21 protein-coding genes are annotated in these 25,879 nt (G+C 55.5%); 8 read left to right on the top strand and 13 right to left on the bottom strand.

Annotated elements, in window-relative coordinates:
* Positions 1–45: 45 nt before the first annotated feature.
* From ACZ5EH_RS21325 to ACZ5EH_RS21300, 6 genes are all read right to left on the bottom strand, one after another.
* Positions 46–2,364, bottom strand: coding sequence for a methyl-accepting chemotaxis protein (locus tag ACZ5EH_RS21325; RefSeq protein WP_464275873.1), 2,319 nt, complete (start codon positions 2,362–2,364; stop codon positions 46–48).
* A gap of 301 nt (positions 2,365–2,665) precedes the next feature.
* Complete coding sequence (locus ACZ5EH_RS21320; protein ID WP_464275872.1) at positions 2,666–5,344, bottom strand: TIGR03960 family B12-binding radical SAM protein; 2,679 nt, start codon at positions 5,342–5,344, stop codon at positions 2,666–2,668.
* A gap of 96 nt (positions 5,345–5,440) precedes the next feature.
* Positions 5,441–5,797 carry a hypothetical protein gene (locus ACZ5EH_RS21315; protein WP_464275871.1) on the bottom strand — a complete coding sequence of 119 codons (357 nt, stop codon included), beginning with the start codon at positions 5,795–5,797 and terminating at the stop codon, positions 5,441–5,443.
* A 171-nt stretch (positions 5,798–5,968) separates the two neighbouring features.
* Positions 5,969–7,183, bottom strand: a complete 1,215-nt coding sequence (locus ACZ5EH_RS21310; protein ID WP_464275870.1) for an MFS transporter — start codon at positions 7,181–7,183, stop codon at positions 5,969–5,971.
* Positions 7,184–7,213: 30 nt separating this feature from the next.
* Positions 7,214–8,422, bottom strand: a complete 1,209-nt coding sequence (locus ACZ5EH_RS21305; RefSeq protein ID WP_464275869.1) for an AI-2E family transporter — start codon at positions 8,420–8,422, stop codon at positions 7,214–7,216.
* A gap of 2 nt (positions 8,423–8,424) precedes the next feature.
* On the bottom strand, positions 8,425–8,847 hold the full coding sequence (locus tag ACZ5EH_RS21300; RefSeq protein ID WP_464275868.1) for an acyl-CoA thioesterase: 423 nt from the start codon (positions 8,845–8,847) through the stop codon (positions 8,425–8,427).
* 140 nt (positions 8,848–8,987) lie between these two features.
* On the opposite strand from ACZ5EH_RS21300, the gene ACZ5EH_RS21295 reads away from it, so the two are divergent.
* Positions 8,988–10,013, top strand: a complete 1,026-nt coding sequence (locus ACZ5EH_RS21295) for a substrate-binding domain-containing protein (protein WP_464275867.1) — start codon at positions 8,988–8,990, stop codon at positions 10,011–10,013.
* A gap of 112 nt (positions 10,014–10,125) precedes the next feature.
* On the opposite strand, the gene ACZ5EH_RS21290 is transcribed toward ACZ5EH_RS21295, so the two are convergent.
* Positions 10,126–10,932, bottom strand: a complete 807-nt coding sequence (locus ACZ5EH_RS21290) for a Rossmann-like domain-containing protein (RefSeq protein ID WP_464275866.1) — start codon at positions 10,930–10,932, stop codon at positions 10,126–10,128.
* A 251-nt stretch (positions 10,933–11,183) separates the two neighbouring features.
* Here ACZ5EH_RS21290 and dksA point away from each other — a divergent pair, with 251 nt between their 5' ends.
* The 5 genes from dksA to ybeY all read left to right on the top strand — a co-directional run bounded on the left by dksA (position 11,184) and on the right by ybeY (position 17,502).
* Positions 11,184–11,546: an RNA polymerase-binding protein DksA gene (dksA, locus tag ACZ5EH_RS21285; protein ID WP_464275865.1), complete on the top strand. Its 363-nt coding sequence runs from the start codon at positions 11,184–11,186 to the stop codon at positions 11,544–11,546.
* Between the two features lie 92 nt (positions 11,547–11,638).
* Positions 11,639–13,216: an NFACT RNA binding domain-containing protein gene (locus ACZ5EH_RS21280; RefSeq protein ID WP_464275864.1), complete on the top strand. Its 1,578-nt coding sequence runs from the start codon at positions 11,639–11,641 to the stop codon at positions 13,214–13,216.
* Between the two features lie 266 nt (positions 13,217–13,482).
* Complete coding sequence (locus ACZ5EH_RS21275) at positions 13,483–14,493, top strand: PhoH family protein (protein ID WP_464275863.1); 1,011 nt, start codon at positions 13,483–13,485, stop codon at positions 14,491–14,493.
* Complete coding sequence (locus ACZ5EH_RS21270; protein ID WP_464275862.1) at positions 14,468–16,957, top strand: HD family phosphohydrolase; 2,490 nt, start codon at positions 14,468–14,470, stop codon at positions 16,955–16,957. Before ACZ5EH_RS21275 ends, ACZ5EH_RS21270 begins: the two co-directional genes overlap by 26 nt.
* Complete coding sequence (ybeY, locus tag ACZ5EH_RS21265; protein WP_464275861.1) at positions 16,954–17,502, top strand: rRNA maturation RNase YbeY; 549 nt, start codon at positions 16,954–16,956, stop codon at positions 17,500–17,502. Before ACZ5EH_RS21270 ends, ybeY begins: the two co-directional genes overlap by 4 nt.
* Before the next feature lie 1,843 nt (positions 17,503–19,345).
* Here ybeY and ACZ5EH_RS21260 read toward each other — a convergent pair.
* The 4 genes from ACZ5EH_RS21260 to ACZ5EH_RS21245 form a co-directional block, all read right to left on the bottom strand.
* Positions 19,346–20,071, bottom strand: coding sequence for a phosphoribosylanthranilate isomerase (locus ACZ5EH_RS21260; protein ID WP_464275860.1), 726 nt, complete (start codon positions 20,069–20,071; stop codon positions 19,346–19,348).
* Positions 20,068–21,669, bottom strand: coding sequence for an ATP-binding cassette domain-containing protein (locus tag ACZ5EH_RS21255; protein ID WP_464275859.1), 1,602 nt, complete (start codon positions 21,667–21,669; stop codon positions 20,068–20,070). The genes ACZ5EH_RS21260 and ACZ5EH_RS21255 overlap by 4 nt, the downstream gene beginning before the upstream one ends.
* Positions 21,670–21,770: 101 nt before the next feature.
* Entirely contained in the window at positions 21,771–22,256 is a 486-nt protein-coding gene (locus ACZ5EH_RS21250; RefSeq protein WP_464275858.1) for a hypothetical protein, read from the bottom strand.
* 185 nt (positions 22,257–22,441) lie between these two features.
* A complete protein-coding gene (locus tag ACZ5EH_RS21245; protein ID WP_464275857.1) occupies positions 22,442–23,599 on the bottom strand; it encodes a pyridoxal phosphate-dependent aminotransferase in 1,158 nt (385 codons plus the stop codon).
* Positions 23,600–23,682: 83 nt separating this feature from the next.
* Here ACZ5EH_RS21245 and ACZ5EH_RS21240 point away from each other — a divergent pair, with 83 nt between their 5' ends.
* The gene (locus tag ACZ5EH_RS21240) at positions 23,683–23,928 is read left to right on the top strand and encodes a hypothetical protein (RefSeq protein ID WP_464275856.1); all 246 of its coding nucleotides are present in this window, start codon (positions 23,683–23,685) and stop codon (positions 23,926–23,928) included.
* Between the two features lie 51 nt (positions 23,929–23,979).
* Here ACZ5EH_RS21240 and ACZ5EH_RS21235 read toward each other — a convergent pair whose 3' ends face one another.
* Positions 23,980–24,774, bottom strand: a complete 795-nt coding sequence (locus ACZ5EH_RS21235; protein ID WP_464275855.1) for an HD domain-containing protein — start codon at positions 24,772–24,774, stop codon at positions 23,980–23,982.
* Between the two features lie 41 nt (positions 24,775–24,815).
* Positions 24,816–25,157: a hypothetical protein gene (locus ACZ5EH_RS21230; protein ID WP_464275854.1), complete on the bottom strand. Its 342-nt coding sequence runs from the start codon at positions 25,155–25,157 to the stop codon at positions 24,816–24,818.
* Between the two features lie 312 nt (positions 25,158–25,469).
* Here ACZ5EH_RS21230 and ACZ5EH_RS21225 point away from each other — a divergent pair, with 312 nt between their 5' ends.
* Positions 25,470–25,877, top strand: coding sequence for a response regulator (locus ACZ5EH_RS21225; protein WP_464275853.1), 408 nt, complete (start codon positions 25,470–25,472; stop codon positions 25,875–25,877).
* Positions 25,878–25,879: the final 2 nt, after the last annotated feature.

Below are 25,879 nucleotides of genomic sequence, written 5' to 3'. Positions count from 1 at the left end.
CCTGGTGGTAGTGAACCGCCGGGGGGCTTTGTTATTCATCCTTAATCAGGAGTTTTCACGCTGCATGCGTAAAATCAGCTCCTGAAGGTCGCCAGCCTGCTCGGAGAGTGTTTGCAGGGCGAGGGTCGATTCTCCCATGCTTTCGGCAGTGATGGTGGCAATGCCATTGACCTCTTCAATAGCATTGTTGATTTCTTCCGAAGCTGCGCTTTGCTCCTCTGACGCCGTGGCAATGGACCGCACCTTGTCTGCCGTGGATTCGGAAAGCCGCAGTATCTGCTGCAAGGACTCCCCTGATTTCCCGGCAAGGTCTGTAGCCTGGATAACAACTTCCACGGCGCGCTCCACACTTTCTGTATTGTTACGGGTGGCGTTTTGGATGGCAGAGATGGAATTGCCGACTTCCTTGGTGGCGGCCATGGTCTTTTCAGCCAATTTGCGCACTTCATCCGCGACTACGGCAAAGCCTCTTCCGGCCTCGCCCGCCCGTGCAGCCTCAATGGCGGCATTCAGGGCCAGCAGGTTGGTCTGGTCGGCGATGTCGTTGATGACATTCATAATCTGGCCGATCGCTTCTGCCTGTTGTCCAAGTTCGTCCATGTCTGTTTTCAGGGTCATGGCTAAATCATGCACACTGGAAATGGCCTTTATGGAGCGTTCTACTACCTCCGCGCCATTATGTGCTTCCTGCATGGTGGCGTCGGCGTTTTCCGCAGAATCTGCCGCGTTGCGCGCCACTTCCAGCACAGTTGCGGTCATCTGCTCCATGGCGGTGGCGGTTTCGCTGATGCGTTGTTTCTGCGTCTCCGTACCGCGATTTATTTCCTCAACCTGGATGGAAAGCTCTTCTGAAGAAGAGGAGAGCCTGGAAATAATATCCTGCAGGGTGCCGGCTGCTTCCAGCATGCCTTCACGCTTTGCCTTTTCCGCCTGCTGGCGCGCTTCGTCTGCTTCCGCAGTGGCTTTGCGAGCAAGCTCTGCTTCCGCAGCCGCCTCGCGGCTTTTGTCGTCGGCCTCCTGCATTTTCGCCTGCAAACTGGCCACCATGGATTGAAGTGATTCCTTGAGTCGCAGGATTTCACCTTTGAAGCGCCCCTGTATGGCAACGTCCAGATTCCCGGAAGCAATATCCCCGGAGTACGCCACCAGAGAGCGCAGGGGAGTATTCAAATCGCGCCGTATGAATACGACCAGAATGCCGATCACAACGAGTACGAATACGCCCATGGCCAGCAGCGCCCTTTGTAACAGACTATTGATAGAGTCCATGAAGTCCTGCTGGTTGTTCGCAACTATTGCGTCGACTTCATCCATATACAAGCCCATGCCGATGACCCAGCCCCAGGGCTTGAAAAGTTTGACATAGGAGCGTTTGGGGAAATCGCCTTGTTCGCCGGGCTTGCCCCAGTAATAGTCAACCACGCCTTCGCCTTCTTTTTTGGCGATTTCGGCCATTTCAACAAAAAGGGCTGTTCCGCGGGGATCTTTGATTGCTGAGAGGTCTTTTCCGTCGAGTTGGGGATTGGTTGGGTGCATTACCATGGTGGGGGAAACATCGGTGACCCAAAAGTAATTGCCATCCTCAAGGCGCATTTCGGAAAGTTGCTCCAGCGCCTTTGCTTTCATTTCATTGGTAAGGTCTGCAACCCAAGATCCTGTTCCCAAAATCCAGCCTAGTTCTGGCAGCAGCTTGACGTAAGAGACCTTGGCGGTTGGTTCAGTGGCCCCTGGCTTGGGCCAGAGGTAAGCCACCATGCCTTCGCCCTTTTCCTTGCTGACCTTGACCATTTCCGCAAAAAGTCTGGTTCCTTGCGGATCTGCAAAGTCTGTAAGGTCCTGACCGTTTAGCTTGGGATTGATGGGGTGCATCACCATTTTTGACGTGGTGTCGTTTATCCAAATGTAGTTCCCCCCGTCATAGCGTACCGCAGCAACAAGGTTTTTGATGTCTTCGAGCAATTGCTCTCTGGGCATTTCGTCCTTGTGCTCCCGGTAGTATTCCTGGGCAAGCGTGTATACGGAATCAATAATTTTTTTGAGCTTTTCCGCTTCAGTTGCCTTAAGATGCTCAATATCCTGGGTTTGTTGATAATACGATTCCACGACACTGTACGCCATGGTTACCAGGTCTTGCAGTTTTGTTTTTTCTTCCTGGTAGATAAATTCTTTTGACTGTGTCGCCTGCTCTTTTGAAAAGGAGGAAAGATCAATTTGTATGTAAAAATAGAAAAAGGTTGCTTCCAGCAACAATCCCAAAATTACGAGGATGATAATCTTTAAGAGTACAGACTTGCGGGGTGGAATGGAAACATTTTCATTACTTGAGAGCACTGCTTGCACTTGCCCATTGGTATGGCTTTTCATAGTTCCCCCCTGCTTTCGTGCTGTGCTAAGGTAATACTTCTGGATGCCCAATCGTTAAGAGCACTCTAAGTATCAACACAGCTTAATAAAAGTATAATTAGAATATAATACACAGCGAGATTGATGGCAATGAATTCCTCTCAAAATTAGGAAAAGAAGGTGCTTGGCTTAGATAAGGAAACGTTTTAGGAGGAAATCAAGTCGGAAAGCCATACGTCTGGGGCGGTGAAGAGGGGGGGAGGCGCTTTATGAAAGAAGAGGGCGAAATGCAGCATGCATCCGCCCCCTGTTGGTTGTCTCGTTAGCTAAGCCCACAGGCAGCTATTGCATCAGGGAAAATCTGCTTCAGTTTGGAAAGTTTCAAGGCATGTGTGGGCGTGCTGCCCTCCAGAATGGCCTTGGCCATTGCCAGGGGGTTAATGTAGACCTCACGCCAGTCCATTAGCAGGTGCACGGCGCACCCGAGTTTGCCAGACTGTGGCGGCGTGGGCGTTATCCTGGCAAACAAAGGGCGGATGTCACGGGTGCGTAACCCTTTTTTTGTTTCACGGCTCCAGGCAAAATGTTCTAGCGCCGCAAACGACTCCCATGCCTGATAAAAGCGTTCACATACCTCTTGTGGTGCATCCAGCTCCAGCAGATATTCTTCAGCAACGGATTGCGGCTGCTTGCCCGTCATGGGCAATGATTCAGCCCGCTCACAAATGAGCCCTGCAGGGAGGGCGGGGGCGAGCAGATCGCAAACAGCATCAACTGCTACTTCTTCGCGTAAAAACAGGTCGAGATATTCACAGTCGCTTTCCACCGCCACAGGCAGGGCTCTGGAAAAGGAGAGAAGCGGCAACGGGTGGTACCCCTGGGAAAAGCTCAACGCCAAGCGCCCTCGTCGCATGGCCCGCTCGAAAACACTCTGCAATTCCAGTTGGCTCAGATACGCAGCGCCACCATGTTTGGAATACCACAGTCGCAAATGCTGCGCTTTGTTGTGCAGGTTGCGTTGCCCGATTTCTGGTAAGTCGGGCTTGTTTGTCGCAGTGGCTTCGCTTGTTTCTTCCGGCTTCACCGGAGCGTTTTCCTGATCTCTGGCCGCCAGGTTGGTAACGGGGTAAATTTCCATATCCGCTGCCTGGCGTTGCAAGGTGGAGGTGCGCCCCTTGAAGGTGCATACGCCACAGGAGCGGCAGTCGCCAAAGCGGCAGTCGGGTGATAACTTGCCGCCGGTTGCTCCTGGACCATCGCCAAGGGCGCGTTGGCGCTCCGTCAGCAAAAAGCGCTTTTCCACACCTGTGAGCAGATGGTCCCATGGCAAGGGCGCATCCAACGGGCGCGCGCCTTGCAGGGCCGCCTGGTCTTCCGGAGTGAAACCACATTCGGCAAGCGCCTCGCGCCACATATCTATGTTCAGATGGTCGTTCCAGGAACTGAACAGGGCGCCCTTTTCCCAGGCTCGTTCCACAACGGGAGCCAAAGAGCGTCCTGCACGGGAAAAGATGCCTTCCAGCCAGCTCATTTCCGGAGTATGCCAGCGCATTTTGAGTCGCTTGTGGCGGCGGAAGCGCTCCCGCAGCCAGCCGATACGTTCACGGATTTCCTCTAGCGAAAGCTGGCGCTCCCATTGAAAAGGGGTGTGCGGCTTGGGCACAAAAGGTGAAATGGCTGCTGTGACCTGCATGCGATGTTTTGCGCCTTCTCCAGCGGCAGCCATGGCGGCTTTCTCCACCTTGAGGCAAAGGTCTACGATGGCTTCCAGGTCTTGTTGGGTCTCACTGGGCAGGCCGATCATGAAATAGAGCTTTACAGAGCGCCATCCGTGGCGAAAGAGCATGGCGGCATGCTCCAGAAGCTGTTCTTCCGTAACGCCCTTGTTGATGACATCGCGCAACCGCTGGCTGCCGGCTTCAGGGGCAAGGGTCGCGCCCGTGCGGCGAATGCCGGCAATCTGCTCCATAAGGTCTTCATTGACAGACCCCACGCGCAGCGAGGGCAGGGAGATGCTTACCTGCTCCGCCCGGCAACGCTCTATGCTCTGGTTGAACAATCCACCCAGCGCGGAAAAATCACCTGTGGAAAGGGAAAGAAAAGACATTTCCCCATAGCCGCTTGCAGCAAGCCCTTGAGCCATGATCTCCTGCAAGCGCTCAAGGCTGCGCTCCCGGACGGGGCGATAGACGATGCCCGCATGACAAAAGCGGCACCCCCTGGTGCAACCGCGTGCGATTTCTATGGTCAGACGGTCGTGCACTGCGCCAAAGGGCTGTGGCCCCTGGGAAGGATAGGGCAGCGCGTCCAGGTCCATGGCCAGACGCTTCTCCACCTGTTCGTATCCTTCAAGAAGTGGCGTTACCGCGCCGTCTTTTTCCTGGAAAAATGCGGGAACGTATACGCCAGGCGTGCCTGCCAGGTCGCGCAGGAATTCTTCCATGGTGCAGCCTCGTTCCTTGGCAGCGGCGAGGGCTTCCAGGATTTCCGGCAGTATCACTTCGCCATCGCCCAAAACAAGCATGTCCAGAAAAGGCGCAACTGGTTCAGCGTTAAAGGCGCATCCGCCACCTGCCAGAACAAGGGGCAGCTCCCCCAAAGGGCGCGATAAGCGATCTGTGCTGTGCAGGGGTATGCCAGCCAGGTCCAGCATGAAGAGCACATTGGTGTAGCAAAGCTCATGGGTCAGGTGGAAACCGATGGCGTCCACCTCTGCAAGGGGCGTATCAGACTCCAAAGTGCACAGGGGCGCGCCATGTTCCTTGAGGACTTGGGCCGCTTCCACAGTGGGGGCGTAAGCGCGTTCCGCCCACAGGTGGGGTATGCGGTTGACGGCGTTGTAGAGCAGCGCCTGCCCCGTATAGGACATGCCGACTTCATAAAGATCGGGGAAAGCCAGGGCAACGCGTGCGCTGACCGTTGCCGGATCTTTGCGCACACTGCCTGGCTCGCAGCCAAGGTAGTGGCTGGGCCTGGGAAATAGCTGGAGCAGTTCTTTCATAGAGATAAAAAGGCCGCCTGCAGCGCGGGGCGCAAGCGGCCGGTAACAGGCGTAGTAAAGCCTCGTAAGGCTCGTTTCCCTGGTGCTGTTATGTGACTATTTTTTGAACAGATCGCCTACGGAGCCGCCGAGGTTGCCTCCGCCGCCCATGGCGTTGAGGTTCTTGAGGTCGGCAGCAGTCGACAGGGTCAGGTTGCTGACGGCTTCAAGATACTTGTTCTTCAATTCGTCGGGGAATTTCTTGTATTCGTAAATCACGTGATCCAGGGAAATTTCACCGTCGATTTCCTGCTCAAAAGGGTAGCCAAAAGGCAGCAACATCATTTGGGCGCCTTGCTGGGTGGGAACGGTCTGCAGCAAAGCAACGTCTTTGAGCTTGTTTTCGTCTTCAGCGTATTTTCCGATCACCATTTCGCCGTTAATCAATTTAAGCAGACGTACGTCATAGGCCATGGGTGATGGTCTCCTTGGTCTTTGGGTTGGCGGGTAAATATGGTCGAAAGGATCCAGGCTGGATTGTTCCGACCGGGCCGCACCCCTGGGTTAAAAGGGGCTTTGCCCGCAAGATTTCGTAGTGTTCGCCTCGTAATGCTGGAAATGAAGTAGGTGCTCGTTCCTGGTCTGTCAAGCTGGGCAGGCCGGCGTGCGTATTGCTTTACTGAGAAAGAAGAGCAGCGGCATGGCTGCCATAAGCAACAGGCCGAGCAGTATGAATCCCGTTGCAAAGCTGCCCATGTCTCCGGCAACGCCCAGCATTGTGGGGATAAAACCCATACCTCCCAATATGCCTAAGGGCACAATGAGTGATATGGCGACACTGCGTTCTTCCGGAGGGAAGGCCATGGAGATGGCGGCGAAACCGGCAGGGAAGAACAAGGCTGAGAATATGGGCTGAATAAGCACCACAGCATACAACCACCCACCTGCTGGCAGGGCGAGAAGGGTTGTGGAGATGCCTGTAAGCGCCAGATAAAGCGCAATGGTCCGCGCAGGGCCCAGCCTGTCAGAGGCTATGCCGGCAATGATAACGGTGACCGGCGTGAGCGCACGGGAAAAAGCAAGCAACGTATTGGCAAAGTCTGCTGTCTGCCCCCGTTCGTTTACCAGGAACAATGGCAGCATACTGTAGGGGCCGATGCTCGCGCCGACACCCATGCAGAACATGACGCCCATGATCCAGAAAGCAGGCATGCGGATGATGGCGGTCATTCTGGAGAGGTTCAGGGCTTTGCCTTTGAACCGGCCGCCTTTGCCTATGAAAAAGAAAATAACCGCCATGGCCAGGCATGCGTAGCCAAGGAGATTCATGACGCCGCGCCAGTCCGTGAAACGCAGGAAGGCTTCTGCAATGAGCGGCGCCAAAAAAAGGCTCAGGTTCGGCGCCAGTTCGTGTACGGATATGGCCTTGCCATAGTCCTTTTCACGCACAAGGCTGGTTATGGCTGCAATACCCGAGGGCAGGTAGACACCACCACTGCAACCAAAGAAAAACAGCGCGGCCTGCAGCAAAATCGGCGAGCGTGCATGCCCCACGGCCAAAAGCCCAGCGCCCATCCAGATGGCGGCCAGGATGACGCAGTTTCTGTGTGTGAGCCGGCTTGAAAGAAAGCTCGATCCTGCCAGGGCCACGCTGTACCCCAGGGACACCATAAGGAAAAACCCCCCGGCCTGAGCGTGGTTGATTCCAAGGTCCTGCTCAATGGAGAGCATAAGGGGTGAAAAAATAGCCCTGGACACGAAGTTCAGGAAAAAAATAGTCATTACCAGCAAAAGCCACGGCAGGGCGCGACGAAAAGGCATGACCACCCGTTGGGGCTCTGCAGTTTGCATTGTCTTCATTATACTTGGTGAAAGCGTGAAGGTTTTTGGTCAGCGCCGCCTTGTGCGTCGCAGGGCAAAGCGATGAGAGGACTGCCGTACAGGAGGGGCTGACTTCAAAGGCGCATGGGGCGCTTCAATGCCAGGGGGCGGTACGGTGGCTTTATCCTTTTCCTCAAGAAACACACGGAATTCTTCTTCGTAAATCAGCAGCATGATCATGGCGAAGCCTATGATGAGCGGCCCATAAAGGAGCCCGGCCAGGCCAAATATCTGCACGCCCCCGAGAATCGCCAAAAAGATGTAAAACGGGCTCATGCCAGCCTGCCCCCGCATAAACATGGGGCGCAAAAAGTTGTCTATGGAGCCCACCACCACAGCACACCACAGCCCGAAGAAGATGGCGGATTTCCAACTGCCGATGAGCAGCAGATAGCCAGTGGCCGGAATCCAGATAAGGGCTGTTCCCACTACGGGAACCAGGGAGGCAAAGGCCAGCATTGTGCCCCAGAACAGAGCCGGAATACCTACAATGGCCATACCAATGCCCGCCGCAACCCCTTGCAGACATGCCGTCAGCAGACTGCCCATGAAGACGGAGCGCGATACCGCTGAAATTTTGGCGAAAATCCGGTTTTCCTGTTCTTCTCGCAAGGGGGAGAGATGTTTGATGCGTTTGACCATTTCTTCGCCATCGCGCAGCAGGTAAAAGACGATGAACATCATGACGAAAAAGTAGGTCAGCAGCGTGGCCAGATTGCCGGCGATGCCTGCACTGTGCCGTAAAAACGCCTCGCTCAGGAATTTGGCTCCTTGAAGCGCATAGGCCTGGATATCAATGTCCTCAAATTTGATGAACGGGAGTTTGGCCTGCACCCAGTTCATTGCATCGACCACGTACTTATTTTGTTCAAGATGCTGCAATTCTCCGGACTGCATCCAGTCTTTTACCTGGGCGCTGACCTGGATGGCCTGGTCCACCAGCGCCGTAAGAAATACGAGCAGCGGCAGCATGATGACAACGGAAATGAGCACCACCATCAAGAGCGCGCACAGGTTCTTGGAATCAGGTAGATATTTGCGGATGCGGCGTTGCAGGGGGTTGAACAGGGCTGCCAGAACCACGGCCAGAATGATCGGGTTCAAAAATGGTTGGAGAATGCGGAAGGCAAGAAGTAGCGAAACAACAAGAATCAACAGCAAAAAAGGGCGGACTGCCACCATGTTGGGCAGTCGCTTGCTTGTTTTGTTGCGCTTCATTTTTATTGCCCGTGGTTAAAAAAATCTATGAACCATTGGGGAAACCGGGTTGGCTTGCCCTCCTTACCTACGCAGGCGTGCTCGGTAAAACCTTTGGCCAGCAACGTTTTCTTATCAGCGTCCCATAGTTCGTAAACAAAAATAAGGGATGCCTTGCGCCAGCGGCTTATGCCGGTGCGTATCCATATCTTGTCATCGTACCGTGCGCTGGAGCGGTAGCGGCAGCCTGCTTCGCGTACAGGGAGCAGCACGCCCTTTCTCTCCACTTCGGCGTAACTCATTCCCAGTTCGCGAATGTAGTGACCCCTGGCGCGCTCGAAAAAATGAAAATATTCACCGTAATAGGCAAGCCCCATGGCATCCGTCTCGCCATAGGACACCCGGTGCTCATACCATATCTCTGGAGTGGGAAATATTTCAGGCATATCCATAGTTCTGGTGTGTAGCGCATGCTGCTTACAGGGGCAAGACAGGGGCAGCCGTTGTGAGCAGGAAAAATTGCCATGCATTGACCTTGTCACCCCAGTGATTGCTTTTCGCAAGAGGCTGTGCCATTGGAAAAGGCATGAAAGTGTTTGCCAAACTCGTCATTGTGCTTGTTTGCCTGCTGTTCGCAACGCCTTCTTGGGCATTGCGCATCGGCGTGGTTGTTCCTGACTCGCAGAGCATGTTCTGGGTGACCTATCTTTCGTTTATCGAGAGAGGCGCAGAGGATTTGGGCATTGATCTCGAAGAGCGGGATGCCCGTAGTGAATCTCTGGGCATGATCGGCCATACCCAGGCCCTCATAGATATGGGCGTGGACGGACTCATCGTCACCGCTGGTTACGGGGTGGGCGCTGAAATGATCAAGCGCGCCAACGATGCGGGCATTCCCGTTGTGGCGACCCTGGAACCTGTCGGCGGCGTAGAGCCGGGGCGCCAGCCTTATTATCTGGCCTGGGTAGGGCCGGACTGGGAAGATGCCGCCGCCAGGGCTGCGGATGCTGCATTGGATTCCGCCCCCCGTACGGCAGACGGACGGGTGCAATTGTTGGCGGTTGAGCCTGATAAAGACAGCATGGGGCGTATTGAACGTTTGCAGGGATTGCGGCGGGCAGTGGACGGATATCCGAATGCAGAGCTCGTTTGCGTGTGCAGCGCCAGGGAACTGCCCGCAAGGCTTCCTGAAATCTTCAAAAAGTGGCCGGGCCTTGGCGCAATTTGGGGGGGCGATGCCAAAGGCGCGCGCATGGCCGTGGAATCGTTAGTATCCCTTGGGGTGAATCCAGGTCGCAAAGTGGCCGTAACAGCCATGGGACTGGCGCCTGGCAATGTATTTGGCCTGCGCAACGGTGAAATCACCTTTGATATCGGCGGCGAATGGATGGCAGGGGGGTACGCCCTGGTGCTGCTGCATGATTTTCTGCGCTATGGAAGTATTGTTTCAGACCAATCGCGCCCCTTTACACTTCTCCCTGTGGATCGCGACACCCTGTCGGCCTACGAAAACTATTACCCGCAGGGGCTTCCCTCCTACGATTTCAAAAGCCGCTCACGTGCGCATCAGAACGGGGAGCGCGTGGTGCAGGACCTCATTCTCGAATACTGATGCCTGCAATTCTCGCCGAGAAATGTGGCGAAAGAGCATCCGTCGCAATCACCTGATTCCGGTTTTTTCACCAAAAACCGTGGGCAGTCTGTTTGCCGGGGATGCTGTTTTGCTAATCCCGCAGCCACATAAGTGATTGGACTCCATCCAGCCCTTTGAAGGGGCGGCCATCCAGTATGCCGTCCAGTACCTTGCTCTGGGCTGTGACGGTGGCCCCTGCGAGGGCGTCTACACCCAGGTCGAACAACCCCGGCGCAAATGGTGTGCTGGGACCCAAAAGCACCACAAAGCAGTCTTTGCGGCAAAGGGTCAGCAGGCCGGCCAAGGTACCGTTGCTGATGGTTGTGGAGGTAATTGCCGCCACATCGGCCAGGGGCATGATGCGCTCGGCTTCAGCAGCAGGAAGGTCTCCCGGCTTCGGGTTGCGTTCCAATACGTCGAAGCTGGCAAATTCACCGGCAAGGCGCTCTACAAAGGGAAAATGCCCCACCACCACGACGCGCTTGCCTTGGCCCTTCTCAAGAATCAAATCCTGCCCCTTTTTTGGGGCGGCTGCAGGCGGTGTTGGCAGTAGCGCGTTGACAGCAGCCAGGGCAAGGGAGCTGGTGAGCAGCGGATCGTTGGCTTCCAGACCGAGTGCGGGCACATTTTCAGGAGGATCGGTCAGAAGGTGTGCAAGTTCGCCCAGGGTGATCGGGGTGTTGGGAAGTTTTGTGTCTCCAGCCACCGCGTTGTTGTGGTGCCCAAGATGGTCTACCCGGGATGCCATGCCGATATGGCTGGCGGCTGCACCCCCGTCTGCAGTACCGCGTACGGCCAGCAAATGCGACCCGATGGTTACATCGGAAAGGGGAGTGTCTCCATTAAAGATGGCGGAGAGCACGGCCGCGGCAATGTCAGTGCGATATATCTGGCTCATGACCAGGGTTGTACGACTCTGTGCAAAAGGAGGCAAGCATATTGAGATTTTACGGAGAAGGCGCTGGGCATGTTTCATGGGCTGAGCGTGATTGATATAACTGTTCGATATTCAAAATAAGATTCATCAGCTTTACTTTCTTGTTAGATTTGTACTATACGCAGACGCTTTGATGAGACATGGAGCTGAGGATGGACCATGTCGCATCAGTAGGGGGTGCGGTTGTCGCGCTCCCGTTTCAGGAGGAGTATATGGATCAGAAAGACCTTGATTTCTTTCGTGAGCACCTGACGGGGATGTTGCAGGACGTGTTGGAGAAGAGCGACGCAACCATCGAGGATATGACCGATACGATGGAAGTTTTCGCTGATCCCGCCGACCGGGCTACTATGGAGTCTGATCGGGCCTTCGTGCTGCGCCTGCGTGACCGCGAACGCCGTCTGATCAAAAAGATCCAGAGCGCCCTGCAGCGTCTTGAGGACGGTTCCTACGGCATTTGCGATGAATGTGGCGAAGATATCAGTATCCCTCGCCTCAAGGCCCGCCCTGTGACCAAGCTCTGCATCAAATGCAAGAGCAAGCAAGAAGAGGAAGAAACCCTGCGAGGGGAGTAACGGACCCATTGTCTGTTGCTTACTGCGGCCGGTTCATGGCTGCATTTTTTCCCGGGTGGCTGCGTCATTTTTGCCCAAGGCTGTGAACGCGCATGGATTCTCATCTATTTCGCCATTTTGCCCGGGAGCTGGAGCCCGAATTCTGTGGCAGGCGCCTGCAGAAGATATATAGCCCCTGTCCCGGCGTTCACACCATCGATATCGGTAACGGCCCCATGGGCCGTTACCTTCTTTTGCGGCACGGCAACAAGGACCCCTGGCTCTTTACCAGCGCGGAAAAACCGCGGAATCCCGACTCTCCAGAGGCCGGCGTCATGTGGCTGCGCAAACGGCTGCAGGGACGCAGGCTCAGGGACCAGCATTGCGACTGGCCGGGCCGGCGTCTTGCCTGGGAGCTCTCAGGGCTGGAGCGCGGTTTCCTGGTTTTGGATTTGCGCGAAGGAATGCGTCTGGAGCCGGAACTCCCCGCAGGTTTTGACAACGAGCCGTCTTGGCCGGATATGGATACGGTGCTTGAGGCGTCGCATCTCTGGCGCGAACACCCCCACGTCTCTCCCGCCTTGCGTAAAACCCTGACTGCTTTGCCTGCAGATGCAGCCCTTTCTCTCTACAATGCGCTTAAGGACGGCAACTCCTCAGGCTATCACGTATATATTTACGAAGATGCCCCGGATGGCGATGGCCCTCGCGTCGAGGCGCTTCCCTGGGCGCTGCCTGCCTCCCTTGCCAAAAATGCATTGCACCGTGAGTTCCCGACTGCCTGGCAGGCTGCTGCCCACGCCGGTGCTGTCGCTGTTTTCTCCAGATTTTCCCAACTGGAGGATGCCGGCGATCGCCAGGAGCGCAAAAAAGCGCTCAAAAAGCGCAAGCGAGCTCTGGCAAAGCTGGCTCAGGAAGAGGAACGCATGCGCGGTCTCGTGGCCTTGCGCAAAAAAGGGCAGGCGTTGCAAGCGTCTCTCTGGCAACTCGAACAGGGGCGCAAACTCCATTCTATAGAAGTGCAGGACGTGGAACCTGATGCGTCCGGCACATTGCCAAACATAACCATCGATCTGGACCCCTCGCTGACTATTGCCGAGAATATGGCCCGTTTTTTCCGGCTGGCTGCAAAGGGTGAACGGGGGCTGCCCCTTGTTGCCGCAAGGCATAGACTGATGCAGGAAGAGCTGGAAGCCCTGCGCTCCGGCAAGACGCCTGCATCGTTGGAATCGTCGCCCCCTCCAAGACAGCCGGCGCCAGAGCAGAAGGGTGGTAAGAAGCGAAAGGATGCTGGCAAGGATGACAAAGGCGTGCAACGTTTCAGGACCTCGGATGGTTTTTTACTCATACGAGGGCGGAACAAGGCCGCCAATCACAAATTGCTCAGCCAGGCCGCCAGCCAGTATGACCTGTGGTTTCACGCCCAGGACGGACCAGGGGCGCATTTGATATTGAAGCGCGATCACCCCCGGCAAGAACCGCCGCAGCAGAGCATGGAGGAAGCCGCTGTCCTGGCAGGACTCAAGGGGTGGCAGTCCCAGGATGAAAAGGCCAGAGTGATTTGCGCCATGGTCAAGGACGTACGCAAGAGAAAAGGCGCTGACCTGGGCCAGGTTGCAGTGGACAAAGTGCTTGCGGCGTTCAATGTGCGGTTGGACCAGACCCTGGAGGAGCGTTTGCGCGTGGAGTGAGGGGGGCTTGATTGCCTTCTGCCCCGGATATGGGCCAAATAAAGAATATATTGGCGGTTAGGGGGTATTGGTGGGGGAGAGTGTGCACCATTCACGCGCCATCTGTCATAATTCTTTTACTTTTTTTCCAAGGCCAGCTGTTCGTAGTCTTTCCAGGGCGGATTTTCGGTTTATTTCATTGTCTCTCAATGCTTTGACATAGCTTTTATCTGTATTACAGTTCGCACGAGCCAGAGGCAGGCCGCTTCTGAAACGATGGAAGGTTTATGGTAAAGCTCGCAACATATGAGCGCAGCCTGGAGTTTGATGACGCCATGCTGGCGCGAGATCTTTTTGGGCCGGACAATATTCATCTTGCTTTGGTTTCTGAAAAAAGCGGGGTGGATATACAAACCCGCGGGGCGGTGCTCACGCTGCGTAGCGATGACGAAGATCGCGTGCAGCTCGTGGCGAATCTGCTGGTGCAGCTTTACGGCATCATTAAAGATGGCCACCCCATATATAAAGGTGATGTCGTACAAGCCCTGAACACGCTTTCCCGTCGTCCCGGCACCCAACTCAGACACTTTTTTGAAGACGCCGTCTTTGTCACCTCGCCGCGCAGGACAATCTGCCCAAAGACCCTGAGCCAGCGAGAGTACGTAGAGGCAATGCGCAGCAATGATATGACCTTTGGCATCGGTCCCGCCGGTACGGGTAAAACGTATCTGGCCGTAGCCATGGCCTTGTCCTGTCTCCTTTCGAAACAAGTAAAGCGCATTGTGCTGGTGCGCCCTGCAGTGGAAGCCGGGGAGCATCTGGGTTTTTTGCCTGGAGATCTGGAGGAAAAGGTATCGCCGTATCTGCGCCCGATGTATGATGCGCTGCACGAGATGATGGACATGCGCAAGGTGCAGGAATTGCGGGATACAGGCGTTATCGAGATAGCTCCCCTGGCATACATGCGGGGGCGCACGCTGAATGAAGCCTTCATCATCATGGACGAAGCCCAGAACACCACACCGGAGCAAATGAAGATGTTGCTTACCCGGTTGGGATTTGGTTCCAAGGCTGTTATCACAGGTGATGTGACGCAAATAGATTTGCCCGTGCGCCCGTACAGGGGGCAGGGGCCCCGGCAGATGCCGGAACAGCGTTCCGGCCTTGTTCAGGCTGAGCGCATTCTTTCGGGAGTGGAGGGCATAGCCTTTGTCCATTTCCATGACCAGGACGTGATCCGCCACCCTCTGGTACAGCGGATTGTGCAGGCGTATGAGCAAAACCCAGAAGACATCTAAAAGCACGACCGCAAAGTCCAAAGGCGGCTATCGCGGCGCAGCCGGGGGGCGCTCTTGGCGTGTTCTCGGCGTGCAGCCTTTTTCGCGGCGGACTCGTGGCGGCACCATTTTTCTCTTGGCGGTGCTTGTTCTGCTGAGTTTTCTGGCTGGGTTGCGGCTGGAGCCTGCAGTCAGGGTCTTTGATGTTGGCCAGGTTGCCACCCAGGATGTGACGGCTACCCGGGATCTTTTGGTGGAGGAGCGCGCATCCACTGAAGCTAAGCGGGAGGAAGCCGCCCGCAATCAGCCCCCCATTTTCGACTTGGTGCTCGGCAAGGGCTCCCGGATCGAACGCATGGCAAGCAGAGTCTTCAGCATGCTGGACAAGGCCCGCATGAGCCAACTGGATCAGCTGCGTTGGGACGTAGCCGAATACCTGAACGCTGACATCTCCCGCCCAACACTGAATATTCTTCGTAATTCAGAGATTCAGAATCTTGTCTTTATCCGCATCATTCCCTGGCTGGAAGAACATTTACGCCAAGGGGTGGTATTGGATGCCCGACTTCTGCAACGCTTTGACAGAGGGATCATTGTTCGCGAAACAGGGCAGACACCACCCAGTGACAAGAACAACCCGCAAAAGGCTGCGGTTGGGGAGGCGCCACCGCCTTCAAATGAAACCCTGCGTGTGGACATCTATCAGATTCCTGACATGCCGGCTCTGGAACGCCGCCTCGAAGAGTTTCTGCATGATGATTTGAACCTGTCCTGGCGCACGCGCAAATCTCTTTTGGAATTTCTGGTGCCCATGCTGGAACCCAGCCTGGCCCTGAACAGTGAGGCGACAAGCCAACGCCGCATCCAGGCCATGGAATCAGTGGACCCTGTCTATTACAATATCAAGCGCGGTGAGATGGTGGTGCGTGCAGGGCAGCGTGTGGACGCCCAGACCCATCTGAAATTGCAGGCTCTTTCCAACAAGGAGCAAGGCAGCTTCGACTGGTTCGGCTCGCTTGGTATATTGTTGCTGGGTATTCTTTTTACGGTGGGACTGACATTGCGCCCTACGGGCCAGTTGTTCAAACCCCTGGCCAACCGGGATGCGTTGCTGGTGGGGACGCTGGTGCTCATTTTTGCCAGCACGGCCAGGTTGCTTTCGGCCATCGATACCGTGGTGGCGGACAAGATCATCTATGTCACCCCGGATATGTTTCCCTTTTCCTATCCCATTGCCGGGGCGGCAGGGCTTCTGGCCCTTTTTCTCTCCCCCCGCTTATGCATTTTTTCCTATCTGCTCATCAGCTTTCTTACGTGTCAGATGATCGGTGCGGATTTGAATGTGTTTTTGTTTTTCTTCCTGGGCAGCATGCTGCAAATGGTGCTGATAAAGCGCTCCGAGACGCGTCTGGAGGTCTTCAAAAGCGTACTCCCCCTTATCGGCGGATTGATGCTTGTTTGGCTGGCCGTCAATTTTCTGCAATTTCATGGGTATACCAGTATGGGGGCAGAGGCCCTCATGGTCATTGTCAATGGCCTCTTGAGCCTGCTGGTGGTCTTTGCCCTGAGCCCCATCGTGGAGATGGTCTTCGGCTATACCTCGCGCTTTCGCCTCATGGAGCTGATGAACCTGGAGCAACCGTTGCTGCAGGAGCTGATGGTTTCGGTCCCTGGCACGTATCATCACTCTTTGATTGTGGCCAACATGTCTGAAGCAGGGGCTCGCGCCATTGGCGCAAATCCGCTGCTATGCAAAGTGGCTGCCCTGTATCATGATATTGGAAAAATTAAGAATCCCACTTACTTCATAGAAAACCAATACGGCAAGAAAAATCCCCACGACAAGCTTTCACCTTCCATGAGCGCGCTTATCCTGACCGCCCATGTGAAAAAGGGAATCGAACTGGCGGAGCAACACAAGCTGGGGCCAGAGATTACCGACCTGCTGCAGCAGCATCATGGAACCTCGCTCATAGCTTTTTTCCATAACAAGGCACTGGAGCAGGCCAAGAGTCGCGGTGCAGAAACGGTGAGAGAAGAAGATTACCGTTATCCCGGCCCCAATCCGCAGACAAAGGAAGCCGGCATATTGATGCTGGCGGACGCCATAGAAGCCTCGAGCCGTACCCTTATCGACCCCACGCCCAGCCGCATCAAAGGGCATATTCAGAGCATCACCCGCAAGATTTTCACTGAAGGGCAATTGGATGAATCTCAGTTGACCCTTAAGGATCTGCATCTCTTGGGGGATGCCTTCCACCGGATTCTTACGGGAATCTTCCACCAGCGAATCGAATACCCCTCGCAGCAGCGGCAGGGCAAGCAAGCCAAGCCGCCCAGTGTACCCACGCCGCCAACGCCGGGTACTCCGGAGGAGGAAGCCGAGCAACGCGCGCCTGAAATCGGCCCGCCCGAGCCTGCGCGAGAATCACGCAGGGATTCGGGGGATGAGGACCTCCCTCCTCTCAGAGAACCGCTGCAATGATTACTGTACGCGCATCACGCGGCATGTCGCACCTTCTTCCGCTTTCCAGGGGCGAGTTGCGGCTTGCTCTTTCCTGCATGCTGGAAACTCTCGGGTTCCCGGAATACGATCTTGAGCTGGCATTGGTTTCTGATGCCGCTATGGCTGCACTCAATGAGGATTTTCTTGGATGTCATGGCCCTACGAACGTGCTGAGCTTTCCAGCCATGCCTACGGTGGATGAAACTGCGTGGGAGGGGGAAGAAGCTTCCCTTGAAAATGAATTTTTTGATAGGGAAACGGTGGATGACGTAGACGGAGACGAGGACGCCGTTTTCCCCACCATCTTGGGTGAACTCGCTCTGGCGCCGCAAACCGTGCGCCGCGAGGCCTTTCTTTACGGTCAGCCTCTTTGCCGCCACACCTTGTGGCTGCTTGCCCATGGCATGACTCACTTGGCAGGGCACGACCACGGACCGGTCATGGACGCCCTGGCCGAAGAAGCCATGCAACACGCCACGGCATGTCTCCTTGAAAAAGGTATCTGCAACGAAGACGCCTTGTAACGCCTTTTTCGTTCTTCTGTTTTTGACTCCAAAACGTGCAACAGGCGTATATCGTATGCGCTATGCAAAGCGGCTTGTCATTCTCGCGTAGTCGGGAATCCAGGTTGACGGCTTGCAGTTGATTGCTGGTGTTTTGCGCACAAGCAGAACAACGTCTTCTGGATCCCCGATTTCTCGGGGATGACAGTGCGTTGCTGTTGCCCCCGCAGAATAGGGCGGATTGCCCGCGTTATACTAGAGGGGGCAGGGAAGCGGGCAGGCAGGTAAGAGAGTTCTGCCCCCGGCACCATGTCATTCCCGCGCAGGCGGAAATCCATTTTTACAGCTTGCAGTTGATTGCTGGTATTTTGCGCACAAGCAGAACAACGTCTTCTGGATCCCCGATTTCTCGGGGATGACAATACGTTACTGCTACACTCGCAGAAGAGGCCAAGCTGTCCCCGTTACCCTTGAGGGGGCAGGGAAGCGGGCAGGCAGGTGAGAGAGTTCTGCCCCCGTCACCATGTCCTTCCCGCGCAGGCGGGAATCCAGATTAACGGCTTGCAGTTGATTGCTGGTGTTGTGCGCACAAGCAGGACAACGTCTTCTGGATCCCCGATTTCTCGGGGATGACAGTGCGTTGTTGTTGCACCCGCAGAAGAGGGCGGATTGCCCGCGTTATACTAGAGGGGCAGGGAAGCGGGCAGGCAGGTAGAGAGTCTTGCCCCCGTCACCATGTCCTTCCCGCGCAGGCGGGAATCCAGATTAACGGCTTGCAGTTGATTGCTGGTATTTTGCGCACAAGCAGGACAACGTCTTCTGGATCCCCGATTTCTCGGGGATGACAGTGCATTGCTGCTGCATCCGCAGAAGAGGGCAGGCAGTCCCCGTTATATTTGAGGGCGCAGGGAAGCGGCAGGCATGTGAGAAAGCTCTGCCCCCGGCACCATGTCATTCCCGCGCAGGCGGGAATCCATTTTTACAGCTTGCAGTTCATTTCGGGTATTTTTCGCACAGGCGGAACGACGTCTTCTGGATCCCCGATTTCTCGGGGATGACAGTGCATTGCTGCTGCATCCGCAGAAGAGGGCAGGCAGTCCCCGTTATATTTGAGGGCGCAGGGAAGCGGCAGGCATGTGAGAGAGTCTTGCCCCCGGCACCATGTCATTCCCGCGCAGGCGGGAATCCATTTTTACAGCTTGCAGTTCATTTCGGGTATTTTTCACACAGGCGGAACGACGTCTTCTGGATCCCCGATTTCTCGGGGATGACAGTGCGTTGCTGTTGCACCCGCAGAAGAGGGCGGATTGCCCGCGTTATACTAGAGGGGGCAGGGAAGCGGGCAGGCAGGTGAGAGAGTCTTGCCCCCGGCACCATGTCATTCCCGCGCAGGCGGGAATCCATTTTTACAGCTTGCAGTTCATTTCGGGTATTTTTCGCACAGGCGGAACGACGTCTTCTGGATCCCCGATTTCTCGGGGATGACAGTGCATTGCTGCTGCATCCGCAGAAGAGGGCAGGCAGTCCCCGTTATATTTGAGGGCGCAGGGAAGCGGCAGGCATGTGAGAGAGTCTTGCCCCCGGCACCATGTCATTCCCGCGCAGGCGGGAATCCATTTTTACAGCTTGCAGTTCATTTCGGGTATTTTTCACACAGGCGGAACGACGTCTTCTGGATCCCCGATTTCTCGGTGATGACAGTGCATTGCTGCTGCATCCGCAGAAGAGGGCAGGCAGTCCCCGTTATATTTGAGGGCGCAGGGAAGCGGCAGGCATGTGAGAAAGCTCTGCCCCCGCCACTATGTCATTCCTGCGTAGGCGGGAATCCAGGTTGACAACAATTTTTCGCGTCAGCCGTAGTGTTTCACTTTGCGGCAAACGCCTGCTCAGCCTCCTGCACAAAATCCTGCACGAGCTTTTTGTCCTTGCGCCCGTCGGTGCCTTCCAGACCGGTATGGGCATCCACACCGGCAGGCTGCACGGCCTTGATAGCACCCCCCACATTGCCAGGATGCAGCCCGCCAGCCAGAATTACAGGGCGGGGCGAAATCGCCACCAGGCGTCGGCTGAGCGCCCAGTCATGCATTTTGCCCGTAGCGCCGCTCGCGCCTGTAGCAGGGTCGAAGGTGTCGGTTATGAATGCGTCAGCAAATGGCGCACAACGCTGCACGACATCCTCCAACGCGCTCATGCTTGCATGGCCGCGGATGACAAGACTCTTGATGATGAAAATGTGCGGTGCAATGCGTCGTAATTTTGTCAGCAATGCAGCGTCCTGGAGCGCTCCCTGGGTAGCGTGCAGTTGCACATGGGAGACGCCCAGAAATTTCATGAAGGCCAAAAGCGCGTCAGGGTCGGTCTCATAGGTAATCAACACGGGGGTGATCCCCTGAGGAAGTGCGGCAATGAGTGCTGCGGCCTCGCCCTCGCTCATATCCGGTGTGTTGACGGGCAAGCGCAAGGGAATGCCAAGGGCGTGGACACCACATTGGGCCAGCATGCGTGCTTCAGCCAGATCATGGACGCCAGCCACCTGCACCAGTCCGGAAAAAGGCTGCCCCGGCAACAATTCAGGAGCGCTTCTGATCATGCGCTATCACCTGTGTCCTGCTCTCGGGGGCCGGAGAAGAGTATATTGCCTTCCTGCAGTCTGAGCAGATGTGTAATGCCGGGGATCAATTCATCTTTATGGTGGGTCGCCAGCAAAAGGGGAACGCCGGCAGCGGCCAAGGCGTCCATCATGGCCAGAAAACTCTGTCTGGAGCCTGTATCCAGCCCTGAACAAGGCTCATCCAACAAAAGCAGAGCAGGACCGCGGCCGTTTCCGGCTAGCATGGCGCGGGCCAGAAAGGCGCGACGTCGCTGCCCGTTGGAAAGCTGTGAAATGTCACGCGCTGCAAGGGCGTCCAGTTCTACGGCTTCCAGCCATTGCCGCGCCATGAGCAATTGTTCTTCCGTAGGGGGCAGACCATAGGGGCCGATGTGGGCATCCACGCCGCTTACCACCAGCTCTTCCACCGTGGTGTCGTAGGGCCAGGTGGCCTGCAGTCTGGGGGATACAATGCCTATGCGAGTCCGCAGTTCGGCCATGTGCTCCTGATCAAAACAGCGGTCTATTGCCCCAGCAGGACGTCGCACACAGGAGGGGTGCAGCAGCCCGGAAATAAGCTCGAGAAATGTACTTTTGCCTGCGCCGTTTGAGCCTATGAGCCCCCACTGCTGCCCCTGGGTGAAAGTGAAGTTGACGTCGGTCAGTACGCGGCGCCCCTCACGATAAATATCAACGTCGCGCAGGGAAAGGATGGTTTCTCCTTCCTTGTGCGGGGGGGCGTAGCCCTGAAGAACCTTTTCAAGTGCTTGGGGCGTGGTGATCTGAGGCGTGCATTTTTCCGGAGTTTTATCAGGGGTAAGAACCTCACAGATGTCGCCTTGCCTGATGATGCGCCCCTGTTGGAGGATGGCGGCGTGGGACATTCCGGAGGGAAGTTCTTCTCGCCTGTGTGTGGCGAGAACGAGTTGCACCTTGCCATAGCGCTCAGATTCCTGACCACAGGCAATGCGCCCCAAGCCTTCCAGCAGGCGGCTTCTGGATTCTGGATCCAGCCCGTCGCAAACTTCATCGAGCAGGAGCAGCGAGGGGGTTGTCGCATCTGCTCTTGCCAGTGGCGCAAGGGCCCGTGCCACCAGAATCCTGCGCAATTCGCCTTGCGAAAGCGTGGGAAGCTGCCGCGATGCGAGATGCCTTGCATTGAGAAGGTCCAGCGCCGCCCAGGCTTGATCTTCCTGAAATTTTGTTGGGCGCTGCTGGTAGAGTACGGGCGCGTTGAAAAAGCCGGAAAGTACGGCTTCCATGCCTGTAATCCGCCATTCGCGGCGTTGGTAGCGCTCCTGATCTTCGCTGGAAACACGGCGAATGCGTTCCTTTGCACTCAGGGGGGCAGTCGTGGGCGTGACATTGAAACCATAAAGCCGTGGTTCGGGGGGTGTGTTGGCGCCAAGTGGCCAGATGTCTCCAGCCAGAATGCCAAACAGCGTGCTTTTGCCGGCGCCGTTTTCGCCCATGATGACCCAGTGCTCACCTTCCTTGATGCTAAAGGCGTCCACGGAGAGAACTGTATGGCCTCCAAGGGCGAATGCTGCATTGCGAAGGGAAATAAGAAACGGTGAAGAAGATGCGTTATTATTCATTGTTCTGGAAAGGCATGAAAAACCGGGGCGGAGGCGCCTGCCGCAAGGGCCGGCCTGCCGCCCCGGATAGTGCCGGGAAGGTTGGGTGCTGTATGGAAGAGTTATTCTTCCGGAAAAAAAGACAACGTGCGGATGGATTCGGAAGGCACATTGTATTCAACGTCTCTGCCAGTGTCATCATCCTTGGCGATGAAATGAAAATCCTTCATGCGTGAAATAGCCCAGATGAACGAGTTGTTCACTTGCACTTCTCTGACTTTATTGCCCGGGAAGGTGATGAGAATAGGATTGTTGTCGCCCTGAAGTTCGAACTTGTCAGCTTCGTCAACCCGCATGACCACTGTCTTGTCGTCTGAGCCATAGCTGAAATACCCGGCTTTTTGCTGGTGGTATTTTTCCGTCGTGGGCACGAAGTTGCTCTTGTTCGTCAGCCATTTTGAAAACGACACGGTAGTGATGCTTCCATTGTCGCCGTCAAAAACGATGCGGCCAGGAATATCGACCCACGTTTCCGCCAGACATACCGGCGCCAAGGCAAGTGTGAGCATGGCTGCAACCATGACCGACAGGCAGGTTTTGCGCAACATGACCGTTATCCTCCATTGGTGGACGCTCTGGGCGTGTGTGGACAATTGCGACGCAACGGGTTTGGATTGGCAACGCCACGTCGGTACAACGCCGATGCGTTATTCTAGCCTTCCTCGCATGAAATTGGCAAGTGCGCCCCGTGAATTGCCCGTTACATGGAAAAACCGGGCGGCTATGCCCGGCGTCAGCTCGCGCGCTCCCGGACATATCGTTCCAAGCGCTCCATGGCGCGTTCAATGTTTTCCAGTGAGTTGGCGTAGGAAAAGCGGATAAAACCTTCGCCTCCCGGACCGAAATCCGTACCGGGGGTAACACCCACAGCCGCATGCTCCAGAATGTCGAAGGCCAGACCGTAGCTGTCGAGTCCAAGATTTTTACAAAATGTCTTGGCATTGCCCAGGACGTAAAATGCGCCTGTGGGCTCTACGGTTACACTGAAGCCGATGCGCTTGAGGTGGGAAAGCATTGCCTTGCGGCGTTCATCGTAGACCATGCGCATGTGCTCCAGGTGCTCGCCGCAATGCTCCAGTGCTGCAACACCGCCCCATTGCGCGACTGAGTTGGCAGAAATGAAAAGATTTTGTGAGAGCTTTTGCAGCGCGCGCATGTAGTTTTCCGGCGCTATGCAATAGCCCAGCCGGATTCCCGTCATGGCGTAGCACTTGGAAAAACCGTTCAAAACAAAGGCGTTATCCGTATACTCAAGGATGCTGTGTTCCTGCCCTTCGTAGACAAGACCGTGATAGATCTCATCTGCAATCACGGGCAGCCCCAAGTCTGCAATGCGTTGCATGCGCTCTGGCGAAAGCAACGTGCCCGTGGGGTTGGCTGGCGAATTGATAAACACGCCTTTGGTTTTTTCGGTGAGGGCGTTTTTGATGGAGCTTGCCCGGTATTGGAAGCCGTCTTCTTCGGCAACGGGGACAAATACCGGCTCGCCCCCTGCAAGCCTGATGAAGGTGGGGTAGCAGGCATAATGGGGGTCGGAGACGATGATTTCTTCTCCCTGTTCCAGCAGCGCCATGAACAGCATCAGCATGGCTGGAGACGTGCCGTTGGTGACGACCACACGCTCTGGCCCAACAGAAACGCCGTAACGGTGCTCGTAGTGTTTGCAAATGGCCTCGCGTAGTTCGGGGATGCCCAGGCTGTGCGTGTAATGGGTATGGCCGGCGTGCATGGCCTTGTTCATGGCCTCCAGAATCGGAGCAGGAACGTCGAAATCGGGCTCGCCCACCTCCAGGTGGATCACGTCGATGCCTGCCCGCTCCATGGCATGGGCTTTTTCCAGAACGTCCATTACATAGAAAGGTTTGATCTGTTCAGCTCTTGAGGATACCATTGTCTTGTCATCCGTATTTCGTTTATACTTGGTTCAAAAAAAGAGCGCCCCTTGATTGAAAAAAACTTGTTGCGGAGGCGGATATGTCTGACGACAGTGTACGCGCGCATGCCTGGAGTGTAACGCTGCAGGGCTTACAGTTCTCGCGGGACGCAACCGCCGATACGCTGCGCGTTCAGTATGGTGGCTTTGCTGCAACACGGAGCATGGGACCTTCCTGGCCCATGGCGCTGAGGCCGGGCGAAGCGCCTATCCAGCCGATCATTTTTCTCTCCCCTGGTGACTGGGTGGAGCGGGGCATGGGCAATCTGGTGTTCCTGAAGGGATGAGTCCTTTGCCGCTCCAACGTTTCTATGTCCGTCCTTTCTGCGTTCCCTGCCTTACTCCAGAGTAAGATCGCGTTGTATGCGTTCCCGCAGCAACTCTTCAAGCGCATCCATGGCTGGGATATCCGGCAGCATGTCGAAGAGTCGATCCAGGACGCCGCGCTCGTGCAACAACCGTCTGCTGCCAGGAAAATTCAGGTCGTGCACCCACCCCAACAGCATCAATTTAAAATCGTTTGTCCAGCGTAAAGAGCGGTAATCGCCGCGTCTTGCATGAAGTACATCGTCGTATACCTGTTGCGTATATTCAGTCGGGTGCTCTTTAACATGGAGCGTCACCCCCGGGTCAGAAGCGCAGGCTTCAAAATGTTCGATCATGACACGCATTATGTCCAACTTGTCCGCATCGCGTACGATGCGCGTCATATTGCGTAATTTTTCCGGAATATGGCTGGGAAGAAAGCGTTTGTTGTGCAGGGCCACCATACCGCGCACAAGGCGGCGTTCATTCCCCGTCAGCCCTTGCAGCATCTGTTGTCCCTCTGGGTGGGTGGCAAGGGTTTGGGAGCCCAGGATGCCGTGGTTGGTGGAGTCGGCGTCGCGAAACGTGCCATAGCGTTGGTATTGGGGAAAACGCCCCACATCGTGAAAAAGCGCACCCAATAGGGGCAGCCGTGATTCCTGCGGATCCAAAATGTCAGCATCCCCCTGCAGGCTTGCAACAATATGGGCTGCATTGTCCAGAACCTTCAACGTATGCTCGCGTTTAAGCTTTAGCATGGGGTGCAGGCCTTTGCTTGTGGCGAAGCACGCTGCAAAGGCCTCAAAATTTTTGACGGCTGCATCCATGTTTGTACTGCTGGTTTCGCAACAAAGGGGGGCCGTGTTTGTCATTTTTTGCCCGCTTCGCCGTCCCCACCGTCTTGCGCAGCACCGGCCGTTTTTTCATCTTTTTTGCCCAGGGCGTTTTCGCGCGCTTCGCGTTCTTTGGCTTCCTGGATGGTTTCCCAGCCTTCACCCCTGAATTTTCCGCCAGGGCCGAATAGTTTTCGCAAGAAAAGAGAGATGGCGACTAAAATGAGCAGTAGAAATGCTGCCCTGGCAATGGATGGCCAGATGCCGCCCTCATATCCATACCCGGTAAAAGGCCAGCCGGACCAGCCATCCAGTTTGGCGTCGAAAGAGAGCCAAAGGTGCTGGCTAACAACCTGCCATATATGTGAAACAGACATGCAAGAACTCCTTGATCTTCTGAATGCCGGGCAGTTGTATGCAAAATGCCCATTGGAAGGCAACATGGTCTGGTGGCCACGTACCGCTTTCCACCTTGCTCTGGCAAGGGGGGAGGATGCAGCTTTGCAACGTGTTTCTTGATATGATACCGGATGAATAGTTTTACAGCGTAACCATGCAATGAGATATACAATGCCCCTTTTTGTTAAAAGGCAGAGGTACACGTTGACGTTTGTGCTGAGAGAAGGCTATGATTACAAGCGTTCCCGGTAATCTGTATTAAACTAGCAGTTCCAGAGGGGTCAGGGTAGATGAGATTCCTGATTGTAGATGACGACTTTGATAGTCGGAAATTGTTGCAAAAAATACTGCGCCCTTATGGTGAATGTGAAGTCGCCGTTGACGGCGAGGAAGGCGTGGAGGCCTTCAGGGCTGCATTGAAAGAAGGGGACCCCTTCGATCTGGTAAGTCTTGACATCCTCATGCCCAATCTCGATGGGCAACAGGCCTTGCGTGAGATTCGGGAAATAGAAAAGGAACTGGGTGTAACCCAGGACAGGCTGGCCAAGGTCATTATGATCACCGGCCTGGATGATTCCCAGGAAGTGCATGACGCATTTTTTCTGGGCGACGCTACTTCATTCATCGTCAAGCCCATCCGTAAGGCCATCCTTCTGGAAGAAGTCCGCTCCCTGGGGCTGGACCTCGAAAAAGCCTGAGG

This window comes from Desulfovibrio biadhensis (assembly GCF_055388615.1).
The sequence above is the reverse complement of the archived record's forward strand: the minus strand, read 5'-3'. Positions and strand labels throughout refer to the sequence as shown.

Excerpts from the sequence above, each read along its gene's own strand:
- ACZ5EH_RS21260 (WP_464275860.1), bottom strand. The coding sequence starts at position 20,071 with ATGATCAGAAGCGCTCCTGAATTGTTGCCGGGGCAGCCTTTTTCCGGA.
- ACZ5EH_RS21270 (WP_464275862.1), top strand. The coding sequence starts at position 14,468 with ATGAGCAAAACCCAGAAGACATCTAAAAGCACGACCGCAAAGTCCAAA.
- ACZ5EH_RS21275 (WP_464275863.1), top strand. The coding sequence starts at position 13,483 with ATGGTAAAGCTCGCAACATATGAGCGCAGCCTGGAGTTTGATGACGCC.
- ACZ5EH_RS21305 (WP_464275869.1), bottom strand. The coding sequence starts at position 8,422 with ATGAAGCGCAACAAAACAAGCAAGCGACTGCCCAACATGGTGGCAGTC.
- dksA (WP_464275865.1), top strand. The coding sequence starts at position 11,184 with ATGGATCAGAAAGACCTTGATTTCTTTCGTGAGCACCTGACGGGGATG.
- ACZ5EH_RS21255 (WP_464275859.1), bottom strand. The coding sequence starts at position 21,669 with ATGAATAATAACGCATCTTCTTCACCGTTTCTTATTTCCCTTCGCAAT.
- ACZ5EH_RS21250 (WP_464275858.1), bottom strand. The coding sequence starts at position 22,256 with ATGTTGCGCAAAACCTGCCTGTCGGTCATGGTTGCAGCCATGCTCACA.
- ACZ5EH_RS21325 (WP_464275873.1), bottom strand. The coding sequence starts at position 2,364 with ATGAAAAGCCATACCAATGGGCAAGTGCAAGCAGTGCTCTCAAGTAAT.
- ACZ5EH_RS21245 (WP_464275857.1), bottom strand. The coding sequence starts at position 23,599 with ATGGTATCCTCAAGAGCTGAACAGATCAAACCTTTCTATGTAATGGAC.
- ACZ5EH_RS21295 (WP_464275867.1), top strand. The coding sequence starts at position 8,988 with ATGAAAGTGTTTGCCAAACTCGTCATTGTGCTTGTTTGCCTGCTGTTC.
- ACZ5EH_RS21290 (WP_464275866.1), bottom strand. The coding sequence starts at position 10,932 with ATGAGCCAGATATATCGCACTGACATTGCCGCGGCCGTGCTCTCCGCC.
- ACZ5EH_RS21310 (WP_464275870.1), bottom strand. The coding sequence starts at position 7,183 with ATGAAGACAATGCAAACTGCAGAGCCCCAACGGGTGGTCATGCCTTTT.
- ACZ5EH_RS21230 (WP_464275854.1), bottom strand. The coding sequence starts at position 25,157 with ATGTCTGTTTCACATATATGGCAGGTTGTTAGCCAGCACCTTTGGCTC.
- ACZ5EH_RS21240 (WP_464275856.1), top strand. The coding sequence starts at position 23,683 with ATGTCTGACGACAGTGTACGCGCGCATGCCTGGAGTGTAACGCTGCAG.
- ACZ5EH_RS21315 (WP_464275871.1), bottom strand. The coding sequence starts at position 5,797 with ATGGCCTATGACGTACGTCTGCTTAAATTGATTAACGGCGAAATGGTG.
- ACZ5EH_RS21225 (WP_464275853.1), top strand. The coding sequence starts at position 25,470 with ATGAGATTCCTGATTGTAGATGACGACTTTGATAGTCGGAAATTGTTG.
- ACZ5EH_RS21320 (WP_464275872.1), bottom strand. The coding sequence starts at position 5,344 with ATGAAAGAACTGCTCCAGCTATTTCCCAGGCCCAGCCACTACCTTGGC.
- ACZ5EH_RS21235 (WP_464275855.1), bottom strand. The coding sequence starts at position 24,774 with ATGGATGCAGCCGTCAAAAATTTTGAGGCCTTTGCAGCGTGCTTCGCC.
- ACZ5EH_RS21280 (WP_464275864.1), top strand. The coding sequence starts at position 11,639 with ATGGATTCTCATCTATTTCGCCATTTTGCCCGGGAGCTGGAGCCCGAA.
- ybeY (WP_464275861.1), top strand. The coding sequence starts at position 16,954 with ATGATTACTGTACGCGCATCACGCGGCATGTCGCACCTTCTTCCGCTT.
- ACZ5EH_RS21300 (WP_464275868.1), bottom strand. The coding sequence starts at position 8,847 with ATGCCTGAAATATTTCCCACTCCAGAGATATGGTATGAGCACCGGGTG.